This is a genomic window from Microbulbifer aggregans (assembly GCF_001750105.1).
Classification (GTDB): Bacteria; Pseudomonadota; Gammaproteobacteria; order Pseudomonadales; family Cellvibrionaceae; genus Microbulbifer; species Microbulbifer aggregans.
Genome location: NZ_CP014143.1, coordinates 1,676,733 through 1,701,476, shown reverse-complemented (window position 1 = coordinate 1,701,476; position 24,744 = coordinate 1,676,733). Strand labels below are relative to the sequence as shown.

25 protein-coding genes are annotated in these 24,744 nt (G+C 57.9%); 3 read left to right on the top strand and 22 right to left on the bottom strand.

Translation table 11 applies throughout. The annotated features are described in order from the left end of the window. The first annotated feature begins 155 nt into the window (after window positions 1-155). The gene (locus AUP74_RS07460) at window positions 156-2,042 is read left to right on the top strand and encodes an MFS transporter (RefSeq protein WP_069947021.1); all 1,887 of its coding nucleotides are present in this window, start codon (window positions 156-158) and stop codon (window positions 2,040-2,042) included. A 17-nt stretch (window positions 2,043-2,059) separates the two neighbouring features. Here AUP74_RS07460 and gntH read toward each other — a convergent pair whose 3' ends face one another. From gntH to AUP74_RS07445, 3 genes are all read right to left on the bottom strand, one after another. Further along, on the bottom strand, window positions 2,060-3,430 hold the full coding sequence (gene gntH / locus AUP74_RS07455; protein WP_226999912.1) for a guanitoxin biosynthesis MBL fold metallo-hydrolase GntH: 1,371 nt from the start codon (window positions 3,428-3,430) through the stop codon (window positions 2,060-2,062). A gap of 374 nt (window positions 3,431-3,804) precedes the next feature. Further along, complete coding sequence (gene rtcA, locus AUP74_RS07450; protein ID WP_226999911.1) at window positions 3,805-4,842, bottom strand: RNA 3'-terminal phosphate cyclase; 1,038 nt, start codon at window positions 4,840-4,842, stop codon at window positions 3,805-3,807. A 39-nt stretch (window positions 4,843-4,881) separates the two neighbouring features. Continuing rightward, window positions 4,882-5,274, bottom strand: a complete 393-nt coding sequence (locus AUP74_RS07445) for a VOC family protein (RefSeq protein ID WP_069947019.1) — start codon at window positions 5,272-5,274, stop codon at window positions 4,882-4,884. A 138-nt stretch (window positions 5,275-5,412) separates the two neighbouring features. Between AUP74_RS07445 and AUP74_RS07440 the strand changes: the two genes are divergently transcribed. Continuing rightward, complete coding sequence (locus AUP74_RS07440; protein WP_069947018.1) at window positions 5,413-6,207, top strand: SDR family NAD(P)-dependent oxidoreductase; 795 nt, start codon at window positions 5,413-5,415, stop codon at window positions 6,205-6,207. A gap of 8 nt (window positions 6,208-6,215) precedes the next feature. Here AUP74_RS07440 and AUP74_RS07435 read toward each other — a convergent pair whose 3' ends face one another. The 15 genes from AUP74_RS07435 to prfC all read right to left on the bottom strand — a co-directional run bounded on the left by AUP74_RS07435 (window position 6,216) and on the right by prfC (window position 18,397). Continuing rightward, window positions 6,216-6,542, bottom strand: a complete 327-nt coding sequence (locus tag AUP74_RS07435) for a DUF3175 domain-containing protein (RefSeq protein WP_069947017.1) — start codon at window positions 6,540-6,542, stop codon at window positions 6,216-6,218. 8 nt (window positions 6,543-6,550) lie between these two features. Next, window positions 6,551-7,081 carry a GNAT family N-acetyltransferase gene (locus tag AUP74_RS07430; protein WP_069947016.1) on the bottom strand — a complete coding sequence of 177 codons (531 nt, stop codon included), beginning with the start codon at window positions 7,079-7,081 and terminating at the stop codon, window positions 6,551-6,553. Between the two features lie 448 nt (window positions 7,082-7,529). Next, on the bottom strand, window positions 7,530-7,727 hold the full coding sequence (locus AUP74_RS07425; RefSeq protein ID WP_145924340.1) for a DUF6356 family protein: 198 nt from the start codon (window positions 7,725-7,727) through the stop codon (window positions 7,530-7,532). Between the two features lie 189 nt (window positions 7,728-7,916). Then, a complete protein-coding gene (locus tag AUP74_RS07420) occupies window positions 7,917-8,144 on the bottom strand; it encodes a hypothetical protein (RefSeq protein WP_069947014.1) in 228 nt (75 codons plus the stop codon). A gap of 197 nt (window positions 8,145-8,341) precedes the next feature. Continuing rightward, a complete protein-coding gene (locus AUP74_RS07415) occupies window positions 8,342-8,707 on the bottom strand; it encodes a hypothetical protein (protein ID WP_069947013.1) in 366 nt (121 codons plus the stop codon). After that, window positions 8,700-9,104, bottom strand: coding sequence for a hypothetical protein (locus tag AUP74_RS07410; protein ID WP_145924339.1), 405 nt, complete (start codon window positions 9,102-9,104; stop codon window positions 8,700-8,702). The genes AUP74_RS07415 and AUP74_RS07410 overlap by 8 nt, the downstream gene beginning before the upstream one ends. An 84-nt stretch (window positions 9,105-9,188) precedes the next feature. Then, complete coding sequence (locus AUP74_RS07405) at window positions 9,189-9,905, bottom strand: CPBP family intramembrane glutamic endopeptidase (RefSeq protein WP_069947011.1); 717 nt, start codon at window positions 9,903-9,905, stop codon at window positions 9,189-9,191. 776 nt (window positions 9,906-10,681) lie between these two features. Beyond that, window positions 10,682-11,158 carry a DUF2306 domain-containing protein gene (locus AUP74_RS17555; RefSeq protein WP_069947009.1) on the bottom strand — a complete coding sequence of 159 codons (477 nt, stop codon included), beginning with the start codon at window positions 11,156-11,158 and terminating at the stop codon, window positions 10,682-10,684. A 907-nt stretch (window positions 11,159-12,065) separates the two neighbouring features. Further along, window positions 12,066-12,320, bottom strand: a complete 255-nt coding sequence (locus AUP74_RS07380) for a DUF2164 domain-containing protein (protein ID WP_069947006.1) — start codon at window positions 12,318-12,320, stop codon at window positions 12,066-12,068. Window positions 12,321-12,798: 478 nt separating this feature from the next. Further along, entirely contained in the window at window positions 12,799-13,254 is a 456-nt protein-coding gene (locus AUP74_RS07375; RefSeq protein WP_069948755.1) for a hypothetical protein, read from the bottom strand. Between the two features lie 294 nt (window positions 13,255-13,548). Then, complete coding sequence (locus AUP74_RS07370) at window positions 13,549-14,958, bottom strand: M20/M25/M40 family metallo-hydrolase (RefSeq protein ID WP_069947005.1); 1,410 nt, start codon at window positions 14,956-14,958, stop codon at window positions 13,549-13,551. Window positions 14,959-14,983: 25 nt separating this feature from the next. Beyond that, on the bottom strand, window positions 14,984-15,334 hold the full coding sequence (locus AUP74_RS07365) for a hypothetical protein (RefSeq protein WP_069947004.1): 351 nt from the start codon (window positions 15,332-15,334) through the stop codon (window positions 14,984-14,986). A gap of 4 nt (window positions 15,335-15,338) precedes the next feature. Further along, window positions 15,339-16,103: a TSUP family transporter gene (locus AUP74_RS07360; RefSeq protein WP_226999910.1), complete on the bottom strand. Its 765-nt coding sequence runs from the start codon at window positions 16,101-16,103 to the stop codon at window positions 15,339-15,341. A gap of 2 nt (window positions 16,104-16,105) precedes the next feature. Then, window positions 16,106-16,753, bottom strand: coding sequence for a 1-acyl-sn-glycerol-3-phosphate acyltransferase (locus AUP74_RS07355; protein WP_069947003.1), 648 nt, complete (start codon window positions 16,751-16,753; stop codon window positions 16,106-16,108). 60 nt (window positions 16,754-16,813) lie between these two features. Then, a complete protein-coding gene (gene prfC, locus AUP74_RS07350; RefSeq protein WP_069947002.1) occupies window positions 16,814-18,397 on the bottom strand; it encodes a peptide chain release factor 3 in 1,584 nt (527 codons plus the stop codon). 156 nt (window positions 18,398-18,553) lie between these two features. On the opposite strand from prfC, the gene AUP74_RS07345 reads away from it, so the two are divergent. Then, window positions 18,554-20,332, top strand: coding sequence for an aminopeptidase P family protein (locus tag AUP74_RS07345; protein ID WP_069947001.1), 1,779 nt, complete (start codon window positions 18,554-18,556; stop codon window positions 20,330-20,332). Window positions 20,333-20,395: 63 nt separating this feature from the next. Here AUP74_RS07345 and AUP74_RS07340 read toward each other — a convergent pair whose 3' ends face one another. From AUP74_RS07340 to AUP74_RS07325, 4 genes are all read right to left on the bottom strand, one after another. Then, window positions 20,396-21,775: an MATE family efflux transporter gene (locus AUP74_RS07340; protein ID WP_069947000.1), complete on the bottom strand. Its 1,380-nt coding sequence runs from the start codon at window positions 21,773-21,775 to the stop codon at window positions 20,396-20,398. A gap of 111 nt (window positions 21,776-21,886) precedes the next feature. Continuing rightward, window positions 21,887-22,369 carry a ribosomal protein S18-alanine N-acetyltransferase gene (rimI, locus tag AUP74_RS07335; RefSeq protein WP_158514546.1) on the bottom strand — a complete coding sequence of 161 codons (483 nt, stop codon included), beginning with the start codon at window positions 22,367-22,369 and terminating at the stop codon, window positions 21,887-21,889. Beyond that, on the bottom strand, window positions 22,366-23,154 hold the full coding sequence (locus AUP74_RS07330) for a hypothetical protein (RefSeq protein WP_069946999.1): 789 nt from the start codon (window positions 23,152-23,154) through the stop codon (window positions 22,366-22,368). Before AUP74_RS07330 ends, rimI begins: the two co-directional genes overlap by 4 nt. Further along, window positions 23,154-24,689: a 2-isopropylmalate synthase gene (locus AUP74_RS07325; protein ID WP_069946998.1), complete on the bottom strand. Its 1,536-nt coding sequence runs from the start codon at window positions 24,687-24,689 to the stop codon at window positions 23,154-23,156. The genes AUP74_RS07330 and AUP74_RS07325 overlap by 1 nt, the downstream gene beginning before the upstream one ends. Between the last annotated feature and the right edge of the window lie 55 nt (window positions 24,690-24,744).

Here is a 24,744-nt window from a genome sequence, read left to right as displayed (position 1 = left end):
ACTTTACACAGCCTGAACCCAACCCACCCCAATGTCAAGCATGCTTTACACCACTTGCTCAAGGACGCCAGCTCAAGGCAGATTGGTTTGGCGGAGAATTTCAGTACCAATTTCCGTACTATAGGGAGCAAATCGATAACAGGGGGAGCCTGGGAATGGCCCACCGCAATCAGTTCCAGCTGCTCGGCAGCCGTCGTTTCCTGCCTTTCTTCACTACCCAGTTTCTGGGCGCCTTCAACGACAATGTGTTCAAAAGCGCGCTAATGGTGATGATTGCCTTCCGGCTGGCCGCTGATCAGGCGAATGCACTCAACAACCTGGCCGCGGGCCTGTTTATTCTGCCGTTTTTTCTGTTTTCCGCCACAGCCGGTCAGCTGGCGGACAAATATGACAAGAGCCTGCTGATCCGGCGTATCAAGCTGGCCGAGATCGGCATCGCCATGCTCGGCGTCTATGCGCTGGTGAGTGGCAGCAACAGTCTGAGCCTGCTGGTGCTGTTCCTGCTCGGCGTACAGTCCGCCTTTTTCGGGCCAATCAAATACGCCATCCTGCCCCAGCACCTGCGGCGCAATGAGCTGGTGGGCGGTAACGCACTGGTGGAGATGGCCACCTTCGTCGCCATTCTCTCCGGTACCATTACCGGGACCATTCTGTTCGGACTCGGCGATGGCGACAGTAGCGGGATCTGGTGGATCGGAGGCGTGATCATCGCCGTGTCTGTAACTGGTTATCTCGTCTGCCGGCAGGTGCCTACCGCTCCTGCGCCGGTACCGGAGCTGCAGATCGACCTGAATCCCATGCGCCAGACCACGCGCCTCCTGCGTGAGATCGTCAAAACCCCGGCCATTTTTTACTCCATTATCGGCATTTCCTGGTTCTGGCTGCTGGGCGCCGCGTACCTGACCCAGATCCCCAGCTTCAGCAAAAACGTGCTTGCCGGTAGCGAGAGCCTGGTGGCGTTACTGTTGTGCAGCTTTACCATTGGCGTTGCGATCGGTTCATTGCTGTGTGAACGGCTCTCCGGGGGTCGCATCGAGCTTGGCCTGGTACCCCTTGGTGCCGCTGGTCTCACCTACGGCGGTATCATGCTGGCGGTCATTGGCGGCAACCTGGCGCCGTTACAGGAACCGAGCCTGCTGGCGTTCTGGCATAGCGCCGGTGCCCAGGCTTTTCTGGCACACCTGGTGCTGATCGGTATCTTCGGTGGTTTCTATATCGTACCGCTCTACGCCATGATCCAGGACCGCACCGAAAAAGCCCTGCGCGCGCGGGTGATCTCCATCACCAATATCCTCAACGCGCTCTTCATGGTGGTCTCCGCGATTCTCGGCATTGTGTTCCTTAATATGCTGAACTTCAGCATTCCGGAATTTTTTCTGGTCATCGCACTGATGAATGCGGCGGTAGCGGTCTTTGTTTTCAAGAAAGTACCGGAATTCGCCATGCGCTTTCTGGTGTGGCTGCTCTCCCACACCATGTATCGGGTCAAACATGAGGGGCTGGAACAGATTCCCGACGAAGGTCCGGCCATCATTGCCTGTAATCATGTGAGTTATGTGGATGCGCTGTTACTGGCCGGCGCCGTGCGCAGACCCATCCGCTTTATCATGTACAAGCCCATCTATGAGATCCCGGTTTTGCACTTTGTTTTCCGCACCGGCCGCGCCATTCCTATCTGCTCGAAGCAGAAGGATCCCGAGGGTTATGCGCGCGCTTTTGAGGAAATCGAACAGGCGCTGAATGATGGTGACCTGCTATGCATCTTCCCCGAGGGGCAGCTGACAAAGGACGGTGAGCTCGCGCCCTTCAAGGCGGGAATCGAGAAAATCCTGCAGAGGAACCCGGTACCGGTTATCCCCATGGCCCTGCGCGGGCTATGGGGCAGCTTTTTCAGCCACAAAGGTGGTAACGCCTTTACCACCCTGCCCAAGCGTTTCTGGTCAAAAGTGAGTGTGGTGGCCGGCAAGCCGCTGGATGCCACATCCGCACGGGCGGCCAACCTGCAGGAAGAGGTACTGGGATTGCGTGGCGAACAGCGCTGAATCCTGAGCAGCCCGGGTTAATTCCCGGGCTGCTCTTCCAGAGCTTTTCGATTCTTGTTCCTCAGCCGCCAGGACGCACCCATACTGTCCTTGAGGTTATCCGGCAGCACGTCCATGGGGATGACGATATCCCCCTCTACCGGCCAGTCCTCCAGCAGGTGAGGCATATAACCCTTGGGATAGTAAGCAGCCGGATCCAGCTGCTGCTCCCGCACAAACGGCTCCTGAATATCTTCTCGACGATGGGGAGGGTGCGGCACCACCAGCTGTCCGCGGCTGAAGTCGAACTGGGGGGCGCGGCTATTCGGGTAATCCGGCAAGATGCCCTCGCGCACCCAGACCAGGTCCCTGGTCATGTTGACGACGATGCCGTCCGGCGCGCCAAAGTGGTAGGGGCCCTTCCAGTGATGGCGGACTTCTGCCACCGTCTCTTCATTCAGGAACGGATCAAAGTTCATGTGCGTGGTCATGAACATTCTCGGCTTGATCTGGCTGGCCAGGTAGCCCGCTGCGTATCCCGGTGTGTGGTGGGTGTCGATGGTATAGCGGGCCAGGAAAGGCGGGACGCCCTGCACACCGGAATTGATCTCAACCACCTCCGGCTGTAATTCGGTCACATACAGATCACAGCCCTTGGCATACTTGATATCCAGCTTGCTCGGCCGCCCGTCACCAGTCCACACAAAGCACATGTCATTCCAGTCCAGACGGTAACCCGATGCCCCATCCTTGGCGTGGGATCGCTGCCAGTGGATCACGCGCACCCCGTCCTTGTCATACACCACGCCACCATTGTCGCGGAAGTCGAACTCTTTGACCTGAATATCGTGCCCTTTCCCCACCGGAAATACCGAAAAGGCATCCCGGTGCCAGCCGAGCATCATCCTCATCCCCTCGACCATTTTTTTGGTGCCGTACTCCGCTGTGCGTCCGGACGGGCCGTAGATGGTGAGGGGCTCATGCCAACCACCGGCCCAGGTGCCGAACATCCACAGGTAGGGCAGTGAGCCGAAGTGGTCGACATGCAAGTGGGTAATGAAGACATGCTTGATTTCATTCAGAGCCACCCGCGCCGCAACGTAATTGGCGACCGCTCCCTCGCCCATGTCGAATACAAACTTGTCGCCATTGCCCAGCTCGACATAGATCGAGGTATTCATTTGCCCGGGGCGAATCATGGGTGCCGTGCCCATAAAGGTGACACGCATTTCATTAGGCTGGACGTCCTCGGTACCGGGAAACCAGTTGGCGGCACTTTTCAGCCACGGCATTGGCCTTACTCCATCAAACAGCAGCCCCTCCTTCCAGCGCCCCATCGGCACACCACCGGTCAGAACCGCTTCAACATCCTGTTCACTGGAGGGCTTTTTGACATCGGCCTGCGCCATGACAAGCCCAGCAATCGCGAGAGCGAGCAGAGAAAGTAAGAGCGAACGCAGCAACGGCATAAGGATCACCAGAGGAATTTCACCAACAGGAGGGCGGGCAAACGCTACGGGAACATATAGTTGGCAGGCCTGAGGAATTCAATCTTCGTGGCCCTACCGGAATGGACCTGGCACAGCCCCTTTCACAATGTTTCTGCGACCACTGCGCCAGCTTCTTCATGCGAAGAAGTGCAACGCGTTATTTCTCCGCCAAAGCACTCCAGTCGCGGTTGCTCAGCTGTTAATCACGATTTAAGGGCAGGAAGCACTGCAGCATGAATTGGCGAGTTTGCGGAAGATTTTAACCCTGACTTTATCGGCGCAGTGCTGGATATCTAGCCGGGATGTACGTCGATGTGGAAAAGCGACCCACAGGGTGTGACCGTGAATCTAGTTGGCAGGAATTGCTCCACGAGCCACATCACGGTCTGCGCATGCCGGCTTACTTCGCGCACCGCCAATCGAGAACTCTCCGCCGCCATGGCGGCGTAAAGCAGCAATTGGTCGCAGGCATGCACATCCACGGCCGCGCCTGCTTCCAGTTCTGCGAGCAGTGCGCGCCCGGCCTCTTCTCCCAACCGTTCAGCCGGTATGCCACGCTCGGCCACCGCGGCCGCCCCCAGCTGACTGTTTTCGGTCTCGGCTACCAGCACCAGGGCGCCGCCTGAGCCAAAAGCCTCGACATCGGTTAGCACTTGCTCCTCAACCTGGATCGGTCCCAGTCCCTCGAGTACTTCGCGTGCAGACTTCGCCATACGCTCCGCGATATGCGAAGGGAGGTGTGCGACATGGGACACGCCGGCAATTCGCTGTAAAGCACCGGGCATATCGGCAGTTAGAGGTAACAGTGACCTGCAGGGCTGCACCCTCAGGTTCACCCTGCCCCCGCCTCTCGGGTAGTAACCATGGCGAATGGATTCGATCTGCACCCGGACACCCATACGCGCCAGCCAGGGCAAAAAGACCCTGGTCAGGTAATCCACCGGTGGCGCCATGCGCACGTCCGTGCCACCTGCCATCGACAGCTGCACCGCTGAATCGGCTTTCAGCGCCACAGGCAAAAGTGCCTGCAGAACCAATACGACACTGCCGGCCGTGCCGACATCGAAGTGATATTCACCACCACGAATAGGACCCGGCCTGAAATAAACTTCCTGTGCTCCAAGCTCCGCCCCTTCGAGCACACCACCGCAGACCTCGGCCACAGCCCGCAGTGCGGCCAGGTGCTGCGCCATCAGGCCCGGCTTGGCCCGTCCTGCGCGGATATTTTTCAGGTGTAGCGAGCGACCGCTGATCGCCGCCAGCGCCACCGCATAGCGGCTTAATTGTCCACCACCCTCACCATAACTGCCGTCAATGGCCAGCCAGTTCACTCTTGGTTCTCCAGGCATTGCCTTGCACTGCGCAAGCTTCTAACGCAGATGCTCCTTAACCGCATCGTAGTCGTAGGTAGTAATTTCGTGGCGGTTGCCATCTGGATCACTGAAATAGAGCGACCAGGAGAGGTCGTGATCCGACACGCTCACACCTTCCCCACACTCTTCCAAGTGCGCTTTCCAGCGCAGAAACTCCACACCGCTGGCGCCGAAGGCAATCGTCGAAGGGGGTCCCTTGTCGGACTCAAACAGCGCCAGGTGGACCCGCCCGGCAGGGTCTTCCAGCATCAGTGGTCCACCGTCCGCCGCCCAGAGCAGGTACTGCTCCATGACGCGAAAACCCAGCACTTGCTGATACCAGTGATGCGCTGCTGAACGATCGGAGACATAGATATGCACATGGTCAATACCTGACAGCTCAGGAATCATCACTCCCCTCCTTGCACACAGACCCGCCAACACTGGCGCGAACTGGCATTCATCATGCCCCGTCAAAGCATCATCCTCAAACCACACCCTTTCTATACTGCCCTAACGAGCACTTTTAAACCTAGAGGGCAGCGTTATATGGATCTTCATCTTAAGGGCAAGCTGGCATTTGTCAGCGGGTCCACCAAAGGTATCGGTCGGGCAATTGCAGAGGCCCTGCTGGATGAGGGCGCCCGGGTAATCATTAATGGCCGCAGCGGCACACAACAGCTGGCTGATAGCCTGTCTTCGAAGGGCGAGGTATTGGCTGTGGAAGGAGATCTCGCCGATGCTGCCGATAGCGAGCGTATGTGCAGAGAAATCGATGCCATGGGCCAGCTCGATGTGCTGGTCAACAATATGGGTATCTTCAACCCCAAGCCTTTCGCTGAAATCGAGGACTCGGAATGGCAGACATTCTTTGACGCCAACATCATGAGTACGGTGCGCCTGTCCCGGCACTTCTTCCCCAAAATGCTGGAACGCCAGTTTGGACGTATCATCAATATCGCCAGTGAGGCCGGCATGCGCGGCCTCGAAAGCATGGTGCACTACTCCATGACCAAGGGAGCGCAGATCGTAATCGGCCGCGGCCTCGCCAACCTCACCCAGGGTAGTGGCCGCGACATCACCGTCAACTCTGTATTGCCTGGTCCCACACTGACAGAAGGCGTCAGTAACTGGCTTAAGGAAAGCGCCCAGGTACAGGGCAAATCGGAGGAGGAGTTTGTGGCGGAATTCTTCAAGGAGACAGAGCCGACCTCCCTGATACAGCGCTTCATCAAACCGGAAGAGATCGCCAGTATTGTCACCTTTCTGGCCTCTCCTCTCAGCTCTGCCATCAACGGCGCCAGCATCAAGGCGGAAGGAGGACTGATCAAGTCCATCGTTTGAGGCGGTCGCTATTTGTTGCCGGATTTACCCTGCAGGGGCTTGCCGTAAAGACGGCGCAGCTCCTCCTTCGCCTGTTCGAGCACTTCGCGCTGTTCTGTACTCAGGCTTTTACCTGCCCGGTTGATATAAAAGGTGAGCATCGACATGGCGGAGCGGAACGGCTCGGACTTCCTGCGCTGGCTTTCCTCCGCCGAGCGGCTCAGCGAGCGGGCAATCGCCTTGGGATCCTTGAGGGCGAACACCCCCTTCTCCAGATCCAGCGCGTCACTGGTTTGGGTCACCTTCTGCGACCACCCCTTATCCAGGTCCTCGCCCTTCTTGGCCTTTCCGGACATACAGCCCCCTACCAGTGCTCCGGCGCACTGAGCATGGTCGCGCATCGCGCCACACCGGCCACACGGTCCAGTAGACCGGGAGTGAACTCCAGAGCCATCCACGCTTCCGGGTAAGGCAGATCATAGGGCGTGGCAATGCCATGCCCCGCCCGGAATCCAAACCGCGAGTAATAGCGCGGGTCCCCAAGCACGAGAACCAGGTCTACACCGCGGCTTTTAAGTAAATCCAGGCCATGCTGCACCAGCGCGGCTCCAACACCCTGCCCGTGCCACCGAGGCACCACCCCAAGCGGGGCCAGAATCGATCCCGCGACAGACTCAGCGCCCTCAATCTGTACGTTGGTAAAAATCACACACCCGACGGCCTCGCCGGCATCCTCTGCCACCAGAATCAGGCGCGGTTCCGCGGTCTCGTCGGCCAGCAGGTCCACCGACAGTTGAGACACTGAAGGTCCCTCTTCCTCGCCGAATGCCTTCATATGGATCTCACGGATCGTTTCGGCCTCATCCTGTCGGGCTGGTCGTATGGCTAGCGGCACGCTCTTCTCCTGTTCTTCCCCACGCGGCTACAAAGCCTGTCCGCGCCCATGCACCATCAAACGCTGTTCCCATTATTGCCTATCTCCAGCGGAGCCTCGGGAGGTCACCATGATGCACTTGATAGGCTACGTCTATCTCAGGTAGAGGGAAAATTGATTTAACCCCCATCATGGCTATCGATAAGATCATAGCCGTGACCCAAACTGCCGGAGAGAAATGAAAGAGGAGCAAGATATGAGACTCAACCAAATCACTGAACACATGACTCAAGACTGCGAATGCAACTATCAGGACAACTATTACGGGGACCAGGTCTGCGTGAAACGGCTGACACGCTGAAGATCGGCAGGTATTGCAGCTCTGCCCCTTTGGTGAGGCCTTCCAGCAGCCAGCGAGGCCTCGCCTCTGCCCAGCGTTTGCTGATCATGATTGTTATCCGGGGCTTACCTAATCGGAGGGCTGCACCGTTTGTTCTTTACCGCGCCGGCCAGAACTGAGCTTTTTCACCAGATCACTGGCCCCGGCCTTGTACAAACCCGGCACGACACCATGTATGAAAGCCATTAGCGCAGCCTTCAGGCAATTCCAGCCGTACTGGAAAGCAACACCCTGGTGCTCAAAATAGCTTTCTTGCGCATCCGCCAAGTGCACCTTGCTTGACTGCAACACTAACGCCTCCCGCTGAATAAACCCTTCACATGTCCCGCGCTCGGCACCCCTAACACGCTCTTAATACGGGAGAACCTAAAGCGAGCTGAAAACCTAACCAACATACCTGTTATCCCGTGACGACTGGTTTGAAATGACCATTCGATAGATAACCCTCCTCCCCTATCAGGCGGAAGTGTCTTTCTCCCCGGGCTCTCGGTAGCCCAGCAGCCGAGCCGGAAGGAACAGCACTGTACGCAGGAAAGCGAAGACTGCATCCACGGCGATTCCGATAAGACGCAATGGCAACAAGAGCACCCAGACTATCGGCCAAACTACCAGCGTCAGCAGCGCCAGGGGCCAACAGAGCACAAACAGGATGCACCAACCGACCAAGCCAAACAATGATCCCATGTAATCTTCCTCTTATCCCCAAGAGGATAACGTATAAAAAACTTCAGGCTACCCTGGCACTCACTATGACTGGATCCGATAGCCTGACAAAACAACTGATCTGGACGGAAAGCCATATTTGTCGGCCGGTATGGAGGGGACGACCCACTATTGGAACCCAGGCGCGTAGCAAGAGACGTACCAGACTGCCCGCCCAGCTAAGAGGCATGAGCAAGCCGCAGCTTCCTCAACAAACTAACGACAAGCCCGGCAAAGAGGCTAACGATACTAAATTGCCCTAGCGAATGAAGAACAAGCTTAGGCCAAAAATTGATTTCGTCGGTAAACAATGGATGCCAAACATATTTGAGCGTCAAATTTCCCGGGAAAAGCAGAATTTCATAGCCGGTCATCCCCCCGCCATAAACATTCCAGTTGATGGCAAATGAAATCAGCCCGACAACTAGCGCAGCCAGGCCTGTATAGCCCGCTAAAGCCATTGTATTGAGTTGGCTCATGGCAGTCGTAGCGCTCTGATACGTGCACAGCACTCTGCCATGAAGCTTCGAATCGTTGTCACTCAACTCTTTTCCAGACTTCATACTCAACGCGTTTGCCATCTTCCCAGCGAGAGTTGTACCAGTATTCTCCTTCTATTTTTGTATCAAATATATACAAGGTGCCAGCTTCCTCACCGAATGAATTGTGCTGCAGCTTCTCAGTATACTTCCCATCCGCGACTTCATATGTGCCAGCGCCAGACGCCCAAAACTCAGTCCCTTTCATGGAGGTAAAGCTGAAATGGGAGCGGGAAATCACCTTCAACGACTGAAGATCATGATCTTGATAATCGACCAGATCACCACTTCCATTGACATACTCACCAGAAACCAGCTGCCAAACCCCGGTCAGATCCTCTGCAAGCGCAAGTGAGCTCAAGGACAGCAAGCAACTCATCCCGACTATTTTCTTCATCATCATATTCCCTGCATTGCACATGGCTGTTCGCATGGCTCACCATGGGTAAGCACGTGACGTATTCCTGTTGTGATTTGGTCCGACAGATTATGGTTCTGTCATTGCGAGGCTCACTCCGCCGTGGCGGTAGCGATCAATTCTACGCACTATTACCCACAGAACCAGTACAGGTAAGGTCACAGGGAGCAGTATGCTCACGACACTCTGCTCCAGGCCACTCATCATTGTCGGTTCTGATATAGCAGGAATGAAAAGCTGTGATCCTATAGGACCATTAGAGAAAACAAATATCGACACCAGATTCCAGCCTAGATGCAATGCGACAGGCAGTACCACCGATTTCGAGCGCTCGAAGGCGTAGGCAAGCATCAGGCCAAAAAGGCCAGTCATCATAAAGAGGTACACCATCGGCACCAGCTGACCGAACACACCTTGAGAAAACCAGTGGTAGACACCAAAAGCGGCTGCTGAAAGCAAACAAGCCCTCTTTGGACCCCATAGTTCGATCGCCTTGTAAAGCAAGTAACCCCGAAAAATCAGCTCTTCGAACAGAACCGAATTTACGTTCCAGCTCAGCCCCTCCAGAACAACGGAGACAGTTAGATCAGGGTTTAGCATCCAACTGAAACCAGAGAACCATCCGACAAGAAGAAGTTGGCCTGCAGCAAAGACAGCAGCAACGGTAAACCCGGACAGGAACTCAATCGAGCGCTGCTGCGGCTTATCAAAGCCCAGCACGCTGATTTTGCGACCCTCTATTCGCAGAAGAATCCAGGATATTGCTACCAGGAGCGGGCCGATCATGCCTGTTTACCAAGTCGAGTACACACAGCTTCCGTAAGGAACGCCTCTTCAGAAGTCCATAGCTTGGACATTCGCTTGCTGGCCCTATCAGCTTTTGAGTTGGGTAATGTCATCTACTTATCACGAAGATCGTTACACAGCTGACAGTCTACCCGGTTTCTGTAGTTTCTTATCCGAACCACCAGGAAGATGGTAGAGCTGATCCAGGCCCACAGCACGCCAAACTCTATTGCGTAAGCCAGCTCTCTGCCTTTCAGATATTGCACTGCCGAAAACAAGGTAAACAGCAGTAGCAGCATCACTAAGTATTGGATACTCCATTTCCTGATAGGCACAAATCTCTCCCTCGAGTAGCCCGCACAATTGCTCGTTAAATGCTTATCTACTTTGACTTGTTGCTGAAGAGGCACGCCCCGGCAACCAAGCTCAACTGCCCAGTGAAAAGCCTTGCAAAAACCGCTCATTCCGAAACAGCGTCCGTCACAAGGCATGAGTAAGGAAATCCACAAGTATCGCAAAGTTTGACCTGAGCATTAGCCCCCGAATACCGGGCATATCTGGATGACCCAGTGACACCCATTTTCAATTAAAACCGGAAGCGTCAGATTGACAGCATGCGCAGTCGTATAGGGACCTCAGGCTGCTGCTATAGATCATTGCACTAAACCCCATAACCCCACTCAATGTCTTACTCAGGTCGCCAACAGCGGCCAAGCAGTATCGAAGCCCCGCTAAAATCAGTTGAGGTGAAGCATCTGGAATCGCTACTACGCCATTCAAAAGTGGATTCGACGATGACTGTTTATCAGGTATCCGCCAACGACGAACGTCAAGACGCTAGACGCTATCACCAAGGTCCAGAACAAAGTGCCCCCACCAATTACGGTACCCACAGCCGGCACCCTTACGGCAATTTCCGAGAACATCGCTGCAATCAGTCCAACATATGACCACAACATGAAATCATAGTGAACTCTTAGCCAGTTCCGACTCTTTCGAAACAGTACAGGCACCGATACACCAGCTGTAACAAACACAAGTGATCCGATTGCCATCCAGTGAAATGGTCCAAAAGAATATATTGACTCAGTGAAAAGCGCCGTCACATTCATCATGATCATGGCACTGAAAAATGTGTACCCCAGAGCCTTATGCCGCCCTGTCCCCTTTCGAAATAGAACGACTAGACCACCAATTATGACTGCAATGATCGCGCATAAAGTATGGATAAGCCCGACACTTGAGCTGAACATTCTTTCCTCCCTGAATCGCTAACATTCGCAATAAAGGCGACCTAACCTTAGGCTTTCCCGCGCAGGACCGAAAGAACCGGAAAAACGGAAGGGACCGAGTAAATCGCTTGGTTTTCTTGCAACCGAATCACGCTCGGCTTTCACGGCGACTACCTAGATCTTCCTTGAACATCAACAAGACGGTGTATAACAGACCAAATATTGGAACTATTGAAAACACAAAGCCAAGAACTGCAGCAAGCACCGGGGTTTCAACTTTACGGCGACCGAGGTAATAGCATACCAACGTATTAATTACCGCAAAGACAAGAATAAATTGCCCAATGAGGGTAAGGCTTACATTCATATATTTTTCCCTACAGGTTTATAAGGCCATCCGCAGAGAGGCGAGGCCAGAAGTATTTTGCCAGGTCTTGTTAAGCAAATGTCCGCAGCAGAGCTACTGCGAACCCCGCGACCATCATTATTAGCCCCAGGATGAGACCACATTGTACTCGACGCGCCTTCGCGTGCGCTCTCTTGGCTGCCTCGACGAGCTCGGGATTATCAGAATCTAAGAATCTCTTAGACAGAATCCAAGTGTAAAGCGAAATCGTATTACCTAGATCCGCGAAAGAGAACCCCGATGGAGCTCCAAGGCTCTTCCAGATCTCTGGTTCTGTATTTTTCAACATGACAGCCAAACCCGGAAATCGAATCTGTAAAACACTGACAACAAAAATCAGACACCCCAAAACAGCTACAAGCATTCTTGACTCTCCAAGAATTAATGCCTTAATAGTGCGCACCACACCATCACGCCACCTTTAGGTTGATTTTCCAGCCTGGCAAGCAACACAAAAGTCAGGTAAGGATTTAGGCGCCAGCCTTCACCTACCTTTTATGTGAGCAAGATCTGCCCTCCGGCCTATCTACCAAGACTCACTGGACGCTCTAACTCATATATGGTATCTGCTAGCTCATCGAATTTTTTTGATAAAAGGGCTTGAGCATCATAGAGTCCCCGATTATAGAAATACGCTCCTACCTCATCAGCGAAAAAATCAATAAGGAACTCTGCGTCAAAGCCCCCAATATCCTGCTCAAGTTCCTCATTAAAAAAGATCTTCAACTTCTGGACGATCTGCCTTTTCTCTTCTTCCGTGAAGTTTATCTTTTCCATACTCTCTCTAAAGGGTCAAATAGCTGTTTTATTTATAAGCCATAGGCTTTTTTGTCCACGGCTCTTTATCTCGAAAAATATCCCCTCACGCAACCCAGTTACTCTCGGAATATCAGGCATTTAGCTAACAATAAAATACTTTTATACTCGAACAAATCGGTCTCTGGTTTTTGCTCACTTCAGAAAGAAGGCCCCACTCCAAGCCCAACCCGAAGAAAATCGTTACAAAATCAAAGACTTAGCCAACCATGCCTATTCACCCAACCCCCAACTAAATAACAAGGAGCTTTGTCTGGTTCAGACACAAAAAACCCCGCCATAGGCGGGGCCTCACTGCAAACTTGGACTTTCGTGCAAGCTTAACTCAATAAAACTTCAGCACGAACAGATAAAACGCGGTGTCGTTCAGATACGCGGACGCCACCAAACCTATGCCCTTGCAGCCACAGCGGCAACTCGACGCTTCACACGCGCCATATCAATTGAAGACACTATTAAACTTCTCTTGGTCAAGATATTTTTCGAAAGCTGCTAGCGACTGGGAGACTGAGGATTCAGCCATTATTTCTTGCATCGCCACTTGTCCCACCACGCCGAATGCGTGCTCGAACGCTTGGGAGCCACCTTCCTGGAGAGCAGACTTCGCCAAATCAGGGCAGTCCTCTGTCAGTAATCTGGTCACCAAAGCGCCGAGATACTTGTTTGACTCGTCCACATCCTTTTCTGTGAAATTTGAATAAGGCTGAATGGTGCTATGTGCTGACATCCCGAGATAAACCCATTTTGCGAGCTTTTTCCGTTCTTTACCATTTAACGAGTCTGACATGCAGACTCCAAGCTTCTGCGCGGATTCATTCGCAACCGCCCCAAATGAGACAGAAATCGCCATAAGCAAAGAGATAGCGACACAGCACCTTTTTACTACACTTTCCATTTGTTTTTCCTCTATACCCCTCATACGCAACGGCTACTACCCATGTCACTCGGGGCAATTTCTTTATATTGTTTCGAGGGAGGTGCTTCACCGTGCAAAGGTCAGGTGGCACAGGAGCAGATCTGCGATGGAGCCTACCGGCAAACTGTGGATCTACTTCACCTCCCCCGGCCGATGTTCTCATATAGCGCCAATATCTGCAGCCTGCAGATGATCAGACACTCCCCAAAAAAAGCCCCGCACTTGGCGGGGCTTTGGCACAAACAATCTTGTGGAATTTCTAACTGGACACCATCAATTGTCGGTCGGCACCCGCCCCAGGTCGCCTTCCATTTCAGAGGCGAGGAAGGACATCACCACCCAGGCGGCAACGTTCTGCTTGAGAATCTCAGGGTCTACCTTATCCAGGGTATCGTTGGGTGTGTGGTGGTAATCGAAGTAGTCGCTACCGTCCTGATACAGGCCAAAGGCCGGTACACCGCGGGCAACGAACACGCTGCTGTCCGGGCCGCCAGAGGACTGATTGTTACCGCGCTCGATGCCCAGCGGGGCCAGCAGCTGCATCATCTGGTCGGCGATATCGAACTTGGTCTCCGGCAGGCGGGTGTCAAAACGCCAGATCTTGCCGGCACCGAAGTCGGATTCGGACACGCCAATGATGTTGTCCAGCTCGTCCTGATGCGCTTCAACGTACTGCTTGGAACCCACCAGGCCGATTTCCTCGGCGCCGTACAGGATCACACGCAGGGTGCGACGCGGGCGCTGCGGCAGCTCCGCAATCATGCGGGCGGTTTCCATCACAATGGCTACACCAGCGCCGTCGTCCAGTGCGCCGGTACCCTCATCCCAGGAATCCAGGTGGGCACCGATGATCATCACTTCCTCGGGCTTCTCGCGGCCGGTGATCTCACCGATCACGTTGAAGGAGGGGCCGTCTTCCAGACGCTGGTTGTGCACGTCCAGGTTCACCACTACCGGCTGGCCGCGCTTCAGCATGGCTTCCAGGAGGTTGGCGTCCGGGGCGGACAGGGCCAGGGCCGGCACCGGGTTTTCGACCCCGTCGATGGACATCATGCCGGTGTGGGCAAAGCGATCGGAGTCGGTGCCCACAGAGCGGATCATCAGTGCCGCGGCCTCTTTTTCGGCGGCAGCGCGCATACCACGGCTGCGTCCACCCACAGCAGGGCCATAGCCTTCACCGGTGCGGGTGCGCTCCATGCGCTTATTGATAAAGGCGATCTTGCCGCGGACTTTGTCTGCCGGTGCCGCGATCAGTTCGCTCACATCGCCGAACTCGACGATCTCGGCGGTCAGCCCCTGTTCCGGGGTGCCGACGCTGTAACCCAGGGAGGTCACTACCAGCGGCTGCGGGAACGGAGAAACCACACGTGCGTGGGCATGGCCGCGATTCCAGCGCGGCACTTCGATCTGCTCGGTGTAGACCCGGTCGAAGCCCAGCGCCTTCATCTTTTCCTGAGCCCAGGCCACCGCGCGGCGGTCGCCCTCGGAACCTGCCGGACGCGGGCCCACCTCAACGGTCAGGGACTCCACGATGCTGTATGCATCGGAAGACTCCAGCGCGCGATCCCGTAGCACCTCGGCCACGGAGAGATCTTCCTGGGACAGGGGCTTGGCGGTGGCCGTGGTGACGGCAAGCGCGGCGAGGAATCCGCCGGTCATTGCCAGCAGGGGTCTGAGTTTCATTATGGTTACCTTCGGTCTTAAGCGATTACAGCGTATTGTTTTGTTGATTGATCAGGTCGAGCAGCCGGCGGCGTACATCGCGCAGGCGTTCCAGGCCGACCTCAGTGAACAGGTAGGGCAGCATGCCGGTGTACTCGTCTTCTTCGATCTCTAGACACTCCAGCCGCAGCTCTTCCAGCTCGGGGTCGTGGCGCATGGGGTAGCCCACCAGCACACGCCACTCGTTATCGTCGGCCTGGCCGGCGATAGCATCTTCCAGTCCCTTGAGAAAGTCGCGCCGCTCCATGCGAAAGCGCGGGGTGCGCATATGCATCAACGCCCAGATTATCAGGGCGAAGACAAGGAACGAAAGGACGATGGTCAACAGGATCGTCATCCTCTCATGCCTCCAGCAGTAGTTTGATCGCAATCGCCACCGTGGCCAGAATAATGGCCGGCCGCACCAGCATCGCGCCGCGGGCGATCACCATGTTCGAGCCCAGCCGGGCACCGATCATCTGGGCCAGGCCCATACAGAGCGCCAGCCCCAGAAGCAGGTGGCCGCCGGCAATAAAGATCACCATGGAGGTGAAATTGGTGGCCAGTACTAGTGGCTTGGTGTGCGCAGTGGCCCGCCGCATGTTGTAACCCAACAGGGCAGCGAAGGCCAGTGCGTAGATGGAGCCCATCCCCGGCCCGAAAAAGCCGCCGTAAAACCCCACCCCGCCACCGATCAGCAGGTTGAACAAGCCATTACTCATTCGCGGCTGACTGTCCACATCGGCGATACGCGGCGAGATGGCAAAGTAGATGGCAATCGCGATTAACAGGATCGGCAGCAGCGTCTGCAGCTGCTCGCCTCCCAGCCGGGTCACCGTCCAGGTACCCAGCGCGGCGCCGACCACCGCCGCCAGCAGCCCCGGCCACAGTGGGCGAAAATCCAGATGGCCGGAGCGAAAATAGTTATGAGTCGACGACAGCGTGCCGAACACGCTCTGGAACTTATTCGTGCCCAGCGCATCCAGCGGCGGGATGCCGGCCCAGAGCAATGCCGGCAGCGTGATCATGCCGCCGGCACCGGCGATGGAGCTGATGAACCCCGCCGCGAATCCCACTGCTGTCAGCAGCAGGTAGGTCAGCGGGGTGAGGTCACCGAGCTCCGGCACGGTTATTCAGCCGTGCTCTTTTCGTCATCTTCGATAAAGTCGGTCTGGTTTTCCGGCTTGCGCCCCTTGTATTGGTGGAAGCGACGCTGGATCTCACGCAGATCCGTCTCCAGGTCACCGGTAGGCTGATACAGGGAGTCCACAACGATGCGCTTGTTGGGGAAATCCCAGGCGATCAGCAGCACCGGCACCTTGGAGGCGTAGGCGATGCGCAGGAAACCGGTCTTCCACTTGGGTACCTTCTTGCGCGTCCCTTCCGGGGTAATCGCCATCCACATCTTGTCCCGCTCGCGATAGGCGCGGGCCATCTGCTGGGCCAGGCCGCCGGGGGCGGCGCGATCCGTGGGCAGGCCACCCAGCCACATGAAAAAGCGCTTGAACGGGAAGAAGAAAGCCTCTTTCTTCATCATGAAAGAGATCTGGACCTTCAGGGCCATGATCATCGGCATGGCGACGACAAAATCCCAGTTGGAAGTATGTGGTGCCAGAGCCACCATCAGCTTCTTCTCGGCGGGCAGGTTGCCATCGAAACGCCAGCCCAGCAGCTTGATGACAAACAGACCGATAGCGCCAGTAACCCGGTTACCGATGCGCGGAACTTCCGGCGGTAACTCTTTTGGAATCGTGCTCACTTTATCTTTCTCTCGCATGACTGCTTCCGTCGATTCGCGGCAGCCGGGCTACGATTGCCGCGCGCAATTTATTTGCCGTTAGTGCTCCCGGGTGGCGTAGAAGCGGATATCCGGGTTTCGCTCCTCCGCCAGCGACAGGTTGACCCGTGTCGGCGCCAGGTAGGTGAGGTGCCCGGAACCGTCCAGAGCCAGGTTGGTGCTGTTCTTGCGCTTGAACTGGTCCAGCTCCTTGGCATTGTCACTGTCCACCCAGCGAGCGGTGTTCACGTTGACGTTCTCGTAGATGGCCTCCACTTTGTACTCGTCTTTGAGACGGTAGGCCACCACTTCAAACTGCAGCACCCCCACGGCACCAACGATGATGTCGTTGGTGTCGAGCGGGAAGAACACTTGAGTCGAGCCCTCTTCCGACAACTGCTGCAGGCCCTTCTGCAGCTGCTTCAGTTTCAGCGGGTCTTTCAGGCGGATGCGGCGGAACAGTTCCGGCGCAAAGTTGGGGATACCGGTGAACTTGAGACTCTCGCCCTCGGTGAAGGTATCACCGATCTGGATGGTGCCGTGGTTGTGCAGGCCGATGATGTCGCCACCGATGGCCTCTTCCACATGGGTGCGGTCGCCGGCCATAAAGGTTACTGCGTCGGCGATTTTCACATCCTTACCGATGCGCACATGCTTCATCTTCATGCCGCGGCGATAGGTGCCGGAGCAGACTCGCATAAAGGCGATGCGATCGCGGTGCTTGGGGTCCATGTTCGCCTGGATCTTGAATACGAAGCCGGTGAACTTGTCTTCCGACGGCTCCACGGTGCGCTCGTTGGTCGCGCGGGGCTGCGGACCCGGCGCCCACTCAACGAAACCATCCAGCATCTCGCGCACGCCGAAGTTGCCGAGCGCGGTACCGAAGAACACCGGGGTCAGTTTGCCGGCCAGGTAGGCTTCCAGGTCAAATTCGTGCGTGGCGCCGCGCACCAGCTCGATTTCCTCGCGGATATCGTCGGCCTCGTCACCGAGCAACGCGCTGGCCTCCTCGGAGTCCAGTCCCTTGATCTGCACGTCGTCAGGAATGGTATGGCCCTGCCCCTGCTTGAACACGTGAATGGTGTCGGTGTAGAGGTTGTACACGCCCTTGAAGTGCTGACCAGAGCCCAGCGGCCAGTTGATCGGCGCGGCCTGGATATTCAGCACTTCCTCGATTTCGTCCATCACCTCGATGGGATCTCGGATATCCCGGTCGAGCTTGTTGATGAACGACAGGATCGGCGTGGTACGCAGACGACACACATTCATCAGCTTGATAGTGCGGTCCTCGACACCCTTGGCGCCGTCGATCACCATCAGCGCGGAGTCCACCGCGGTCAGTACCCGGTAGGTATCTTCGGAGAAGTCCTCGTGGCCCGGGGTGTCCAGCAGGTTGACCACCCGCTCTTTGTAGGGGAACTGCATCACCGAGGAGGTCACGGAGATGCCCCGCTCCTGCTCCATGGTCATCCAGTCTGAGCGGGCATGGGGGCCCTTCTTGCCCTTGACGGAACCGGCGAGCTGAATGGCATTTCCGAACAGCAGCAGCTTTTCGGTCACGGTGGTTTTACCGGCGTCCGGGTGGGAAATGATGGCGAAGGTGCGGCGGCCGCCAATGCCCGCCAGGGAAGCGCTTTGACCCATAATCTTTAAATTCGGTAACTCGGCAGATCTGCACAAAAAACAAGCCGCGCATTATACACGGCGGCGGGCTCAACAGGGGGGCTGTTAGACTGAGGTTTTTGCCCGAACCGAATCCGGGGCAAGAGTCACGATGCACAACTTGAACAGAGGTGGACTATGAGTCGGGAGCGTCTGGAAGCGCTGCGAGAGGAGCTGAAACGCCAGGGGGTCAATGGCTTCCTGGTACCCCGGGGTGACGAATACCAGAACGAGTATGTGCCGCCCTCGGAGGAGCGCCTCGCCTGGCTCACCGGCTTTACCGGATCCGCCGGCCTCGCCGCCATGGCCAATGACCACGCCGCGCTGTTCGTAGACGGCCGCTATACCATCCAGGCCCAGCAAGAGATTGGTGATCAGCCGCTGGAGCAGCAGGACCTCAACCCATCGGCAATCGCCGGCTGGCTGTGCGACAACCTGAAAGCTGGCGATACGCTGGGCTTCGACCCGCGCCTGCATACCGAGCCGGGATTGGCACCGCTGAAAAAGCGCCTGGCGGAGCGGGAAATTGGCCTGCAACCACTGGAAAGTAACCCCATCGATGCGATCTGGAGCGATCGCCCGGCCCCACCTTCCGGCCATGCCCTCCCTCACCCGGAGACCTTCACCGGAGAGACCTCGGACGCAAAGCGCCGCCGCATCGCCGACCGGCTGGAAGACAAACGCGCCGACGCCCTGTGGCTGGCCAATCCCGAGGTGTGCGCCTGGCTGTTCAATATCCGCGGCAGTGACATTCCCCACCTGCCGGTGGCCCTGAGCTGCGCCATCCTCTACCGCGACGGCAGCGCCACCCTGTACATGGCCGAGGCGGCCGCCAGCAGTGCCCTGCGGGAACACCTGGGCAGCGGCGTGGAACTGGCGCATGACAAAACCGGCTTGTTCGACGCAGCACGCCGTCAGCACGTGGCACGCATCTGGCTGGACCCGCTGCTGACCAACTGCTGGACCCTGCAGCAACTGCGCGCCATGGATCTGGAACTGATCATGGACCGCGACCCCATCACCGGCGCCAAGGCCCTTAAGAATCCAGTGGAGCTGGCCGGCAGCCGCGCGGCCCACGAACGCGACGGCGCGGCCCTGTGCGAATTCCTCGCCGCTCTGCCGGATGCCGTGGACAATGGCGTAGCCGACAGCAGCTTCGGTGAACTGGAGGCGGTCGCACTGCTGCGGGCCAAGCGTGAACAGCGGGAGGGATTTACTGACGACAGCTTCGACTCCATCTCCGGCTATGGGCCCAACGGCGCCATCGTCCATTACCGGGTCAGCCCCGAGTCCAGCCTGCCGATGAAGGCCGAGGGCATCTACCTGATCGATTCCGGCGGCCAGTACCCGGACGGCACCACCGACGTGACCCGCACCGTGGCTCTGGGGGAATTCTCCGAGCAGGCCCGGGATCACTTTACCCGGGTGCTGAAAGGTCATATCGCCCTCGCCACCCTGCGCTTCCCCACCGGCACCTGCGGCGAACAGGTGGACGCCTTTGCGCGCAAGGCGCTCTGGGATGCCGGCCTCGATTATGCCCACGGCACCGGCCACGGCGTCGGCAGCTTCCTGTCAGTACACGAGGGGCCGCAGCGGATCGGTAAGGTAAGTACCGGCGTGGCACTGGAACCCGGCATGATCCTCTCCAACGAGCCCGGCTTTTACCTCACCGGCCAGTACGGCATCCGCATCGAGAACCTCATCTTCGTGAAGGAGAGTGACCAGTACCCTGGCTTCCTGGAATTTGAAGAACTCACCCTGGCACCGATCGAGCGCAAACTGATCGACAAGCTGCTGCTCACCCCCATGGAACTGGAGTGGCTCAACAATTACCACCAGCGGGTAAGGGATACCCTGATGCCACTGGTGGACGAAAAGACCCAGGCCTGGCTGCAGCAGGCGACAGAAAAGCTTTGACCCCCCCAACGGCTACGGGGGAGGAATGGACTCCGGAGTTGCTTGCGCAGCCTCCGGCCAGTGTCAGGCGAGGCGCTCCTCTCCCGCTTCGGCAGCGGTCCCGTACCCGTGCACGGTGCGCCGCAGCCACCACCAGGCCAGCGCCCCGACAATCAGGTTGGCCGCCGCCGTTGCCGCGAAGAGACCGGTGATCCCCCACAGCTGATTGCCCACCCATGCCAGCGGCAGGTAGATACCGAGCACCCGCAGGAAAGAGATCATCGTGGCCGGCAGCGGTCGGCCCAGGCCATTGAACGCCGCATTGGCCGACATGACGAAGCCGTAGCCGGCGTAACTGAACGGCACCAGAGTCAGGTAGGCCACGGCCACCGCCAGGACCTCCGGCGAGTCGCTGAAGAGCCCGGCGACCGGCTCCCCCACCAGGAACAGTACCAGCGCCAGACACAGGCCGAATCCGCAACAGAAACGGGCCAACACGCTGACGGTCAGCTGCATCCGCCCCGGCTTCTCTGCTCCGGCATTCTGCCCCATGAAAGGACCAACCACCGACGACAGGGCGTAGAAGACAATCAGTGCCAGCGGCTCGATACGCAGAGCAATACCAAGACCCGCCACCGCATCTGCACCGTGCACAGCTACCAGCGCCACCACCACACCGCCAGCCATCGGAATGATCACGTTGGTGGCGATGGCCGGCAGCCCCACGGCCAGCACTGCGCGCCAGGAAGCCAACAGCTGCGCCAGCACCCTGCTGGGTGGCGCCAGAAGGCGCTCGCGCACGCCGAGAAAGTAGAAGGCAGCAAAAAAGCTCAGGCTGCGGGCGATCACTGTGGACAGGGCCGCCCCCTGCAGCTCCAGGCGCGGGAAACCCAGCAGACCGAAGATCAGCAAGGGGTCGAGGATCAGGTTGAACAACGCCACCCCCACCATGATGCGACCAGTGATGGCACTGTTGCCGATACCGCGCAGGGCGGACAGTGCCACCATCGGCACCACGGCGAAAATCGCCCCCAGGTACCAGATCACCATGTAATCGGCGATCAGTGGCAGCATCTCCGGCTGGGCACCGAGCAGGTGGAACAGGGGCTCGATCGTGAGCAGGCCGATGGCACTGATCACGACAGCGATCAGCAGCGCCAGCAACGAGGCATCGGTGACCAGGCGCCGCACCCGCGCGGTATCGCCGGCCCCAAAGGCCCGCGCCACCGCTGAGGAGGTACCGGCACCGAGGCCGATGGCGAAACTGTTGATCACCATCACTACCGGGAAGCTGAAACTCATGGCGGCCAGCGGCGCGCTGCCCAGCTGGGCAACGAAATAGGTGTCCACCACATTGAACGACATGGTGGCGAGGATGCCCCATACCATCGGCAGGGCGAGTCGGCGCAGATGCCCTGCGACGGGACCTTCGGTGAGCGATGGATTTCTTGCGGCTATGGCCATGGAATATTGTTCGGTCGTTACTGTTGCTTGGATTATGGATGCTTGGACCGCGACGATTGGATCGCGAAGTGGGCAGCCGGTACTGCGTGAAGGGGCGCGCAGCTTGCGGGATTAGCGCAATGGCAGACTCATCAGTACCGCGTCTTCCCGCGCACCATGTTCAGCCGGGTAGTAATTGCGGCGGACGCCATCTTCGCGAAAGCCGAGGCCGCGGTAAAGGGCCAGTGCCGCGGTATTGCCGGCGCGCGCTTCCAGCAGCACCGATTCTGCCGTTTCCGGCAGCCACTCGAGCAGGGCCGACAGCAGTGCCCGGGCAATGCCGCGACGTCGCCACTGGGGGGAGACCGCCACATCCAGAACCTCGACCGCATCCGGCAGGGGCATCAGCACACAACTCGCCACGGCGGCACCGTCAGACGCAGTGAGTAACCAGCACTGGTGACCGGCGCGCACGCTATCGAGAAACTGCTGTTCGCTCCAGGGGTGAGAATGGGCGCTGCGGGCGAGTGCGGCAAGGGGGGCACAGTCACCCTCTCCTGCTAGCCGCAGCACCGACCCGGGGAGCTCGGGCAGGGAGAGAAGCCCGGAATTCACCGGGCGCGGGTCTGTTCTGGATAGACCGACTGCAGTAACTGCCAGACATCGCGCTTGCGCTCCGGCGCCTGCAGCAGTTCAGAAAGGCTCGGCATCGACAGCAGACGGATGCCATTCCACTCGGCAACTTCGCCCTCCAGCGGAATCGGGGAACAGTATTCCCGAGCCTGCTGCCCCATCAGCCAGATGGATTTGACCGGCCGGCGCGCACTAGCGGCCTCCAGCCAGATGGAGCAGGTATCACGGGCATCACTGGCATTGGCCGCCGCAGCAAAGCGGTTTTCCGCCAGAGGCCAGCGCAAACGGTCCTGCTCCCGGGACAGATCGTGCCAGCCCAGGGCGCGGGCAATATTGTTGAATAAAGCCTCCACCGGCAGGGCCGCTCCGGGCTCGCGGCTGTCGACCGCCAGCAGCTCATCACCGAGCCACCAGCAGCTGAGTACAAACGGCTCCACACGGCTCTGCTTCGACTCGGCCACCGGTGCTACCACCGACTCTGCAGTGGCCGGGGCGCGGGTATCGGCCCTTAGGGACTCCAGCTCCCGGGTCACCTGTGGCGCCTGTGCCTGCGGCGCACTTGGTTGCAGCTCTGTGGCAGGGGCCTCTCGAGCCACCGAGTCGAGAATCTGGTCGGCACTGCGTGGTAGCGGGTTGGCCACCGGCTCCTGCGCCGCTACCGGTAGCGCTGCCTGCTGCGGCGCGGGCGCCAGCGGCAACACATAGCGCGGCACGTAGGTGGGGATACCCAGCGCCTCCAGATACTCTGCCCGGTGTAACTCGTGCATCAGACGCCCTGTCGCTTGGGCTCACCGCTGGCGAGCAAATTGAGGGCATCCAGGTATGCCTGGGCAGAGGCCACCAGGATATCGGTGTCCGCTCCCACGCCATTGACGAGTCGACCATTGCGCTCCAGGCGCACGGTCACACTGCCCTGGGAATCGGTACCCTGGGTAACGGCGTTGACCGAGTAGAGCTTGAGGTCGGCGTTGCTGTTCACTACTGATTCGATGGCCTTGAAGGTCGCGTCCACCGGGCCGCTGCCATCGGCTGTAGCACTGACCTCTTCGCCGTCGATCATCAGCTGCAGCTGCGCCTGCGGGCGGTTGCCGCTGCGGCTGTGGACATCGAGCGCAGCGAGGCGATAGTGCTCTACCGGCTCTTCGCCACCGGCGACAATGGACTGCAGATCCTCATCGAAGATCTCGTGCTTCTTGTCCGCCAGGTCCTTGAAGCGCTGGAAGACGATCTGGAATTCTACCGGATCGTCAAACGTCACCCCCAGCTCTTCATAGCGCGCTTTCACTGCGGCGCGGCCGGAGTGCTTGCCCAGCACCAGGCGGTTCTGGCCCCAGCCCACGTCCTCGGCGCGCATGATTTCGTAGGTTTCACGATGCTTGAGCACGCCGTCTTGGTGAATACCGGACTCGTGCGCGAAGGCGTTGGCCCCGACGATGGCTTTGTTGGGTTGTACTGGGAAGCCGGTGATGGAGGAGACCAGCCGCGAAGTGGGCACGATATGGCTGGCATCGATCCGGGTATCCACCGGATACAGATCCTGGCGGGTGCGCACGGCCATCACGATCTCTTCCAGTGAGGCATTTCCGGCGCGTTCGCCAAGGCCGTTGATGGTGCACTCCACCTGGCGCACACCGTTCATCACCGCCGACAGGGAGTTGGCCACCGCCAGACCCAGGTCATTGTGGCAATGGGTGGAGAAAATGGCCTTATCGGAATTGGGCACGTTCTCGATCACGCGCTTGAACATGGCCCCGTACTCTTCCGGCTCACCATAGCCGACGGTATCCGGAATATTGATGGTGCCGGCGCCGGCGGCGATCACCGCCTCGATAATACGGTACATGAAGTCCGGCTCAGAGCGGCTGCCGTCCTCGAGGGAAAACTCCACGTCGTCGGTAAACTGGCGCGCGTGCTTTACCGCCGCGACCGCCTGCTCCAGCACCTTCTCCGGCTCCATCTGCAGCTTGTACTTCATATGGATCGGGGAGGTGGCGATAAAGGTATGGATGCGGGAGGCGTTGGCCTTTTTGAGCGCCTCACCGGCGCGGATGATATCCGGGCCCACGGCGCGCGCGAGGCTGCACACCCGTGAGTCCTTGACGGTTTCGGCGACAGCCTGCACCGCCTCGAAATCACCCTGACTGGCGATGGCGAAGCCGGCCTCGATCACATCCACCTGCATGCGCTCGAGCATGCGCGCGATGCGGATCTTCTCGTCTTTGGTCATGGAGGCCCCGGGGCTCTGTTCGCCGTCACGGAGCGTGGTATCAAAAATGACTAATTTATCTTTATTGGTATTCATCGGTGCTCATCTCCTCGTATAGAGCGAGGCTAAACAGCGCCTTCGCCGCTGTCTA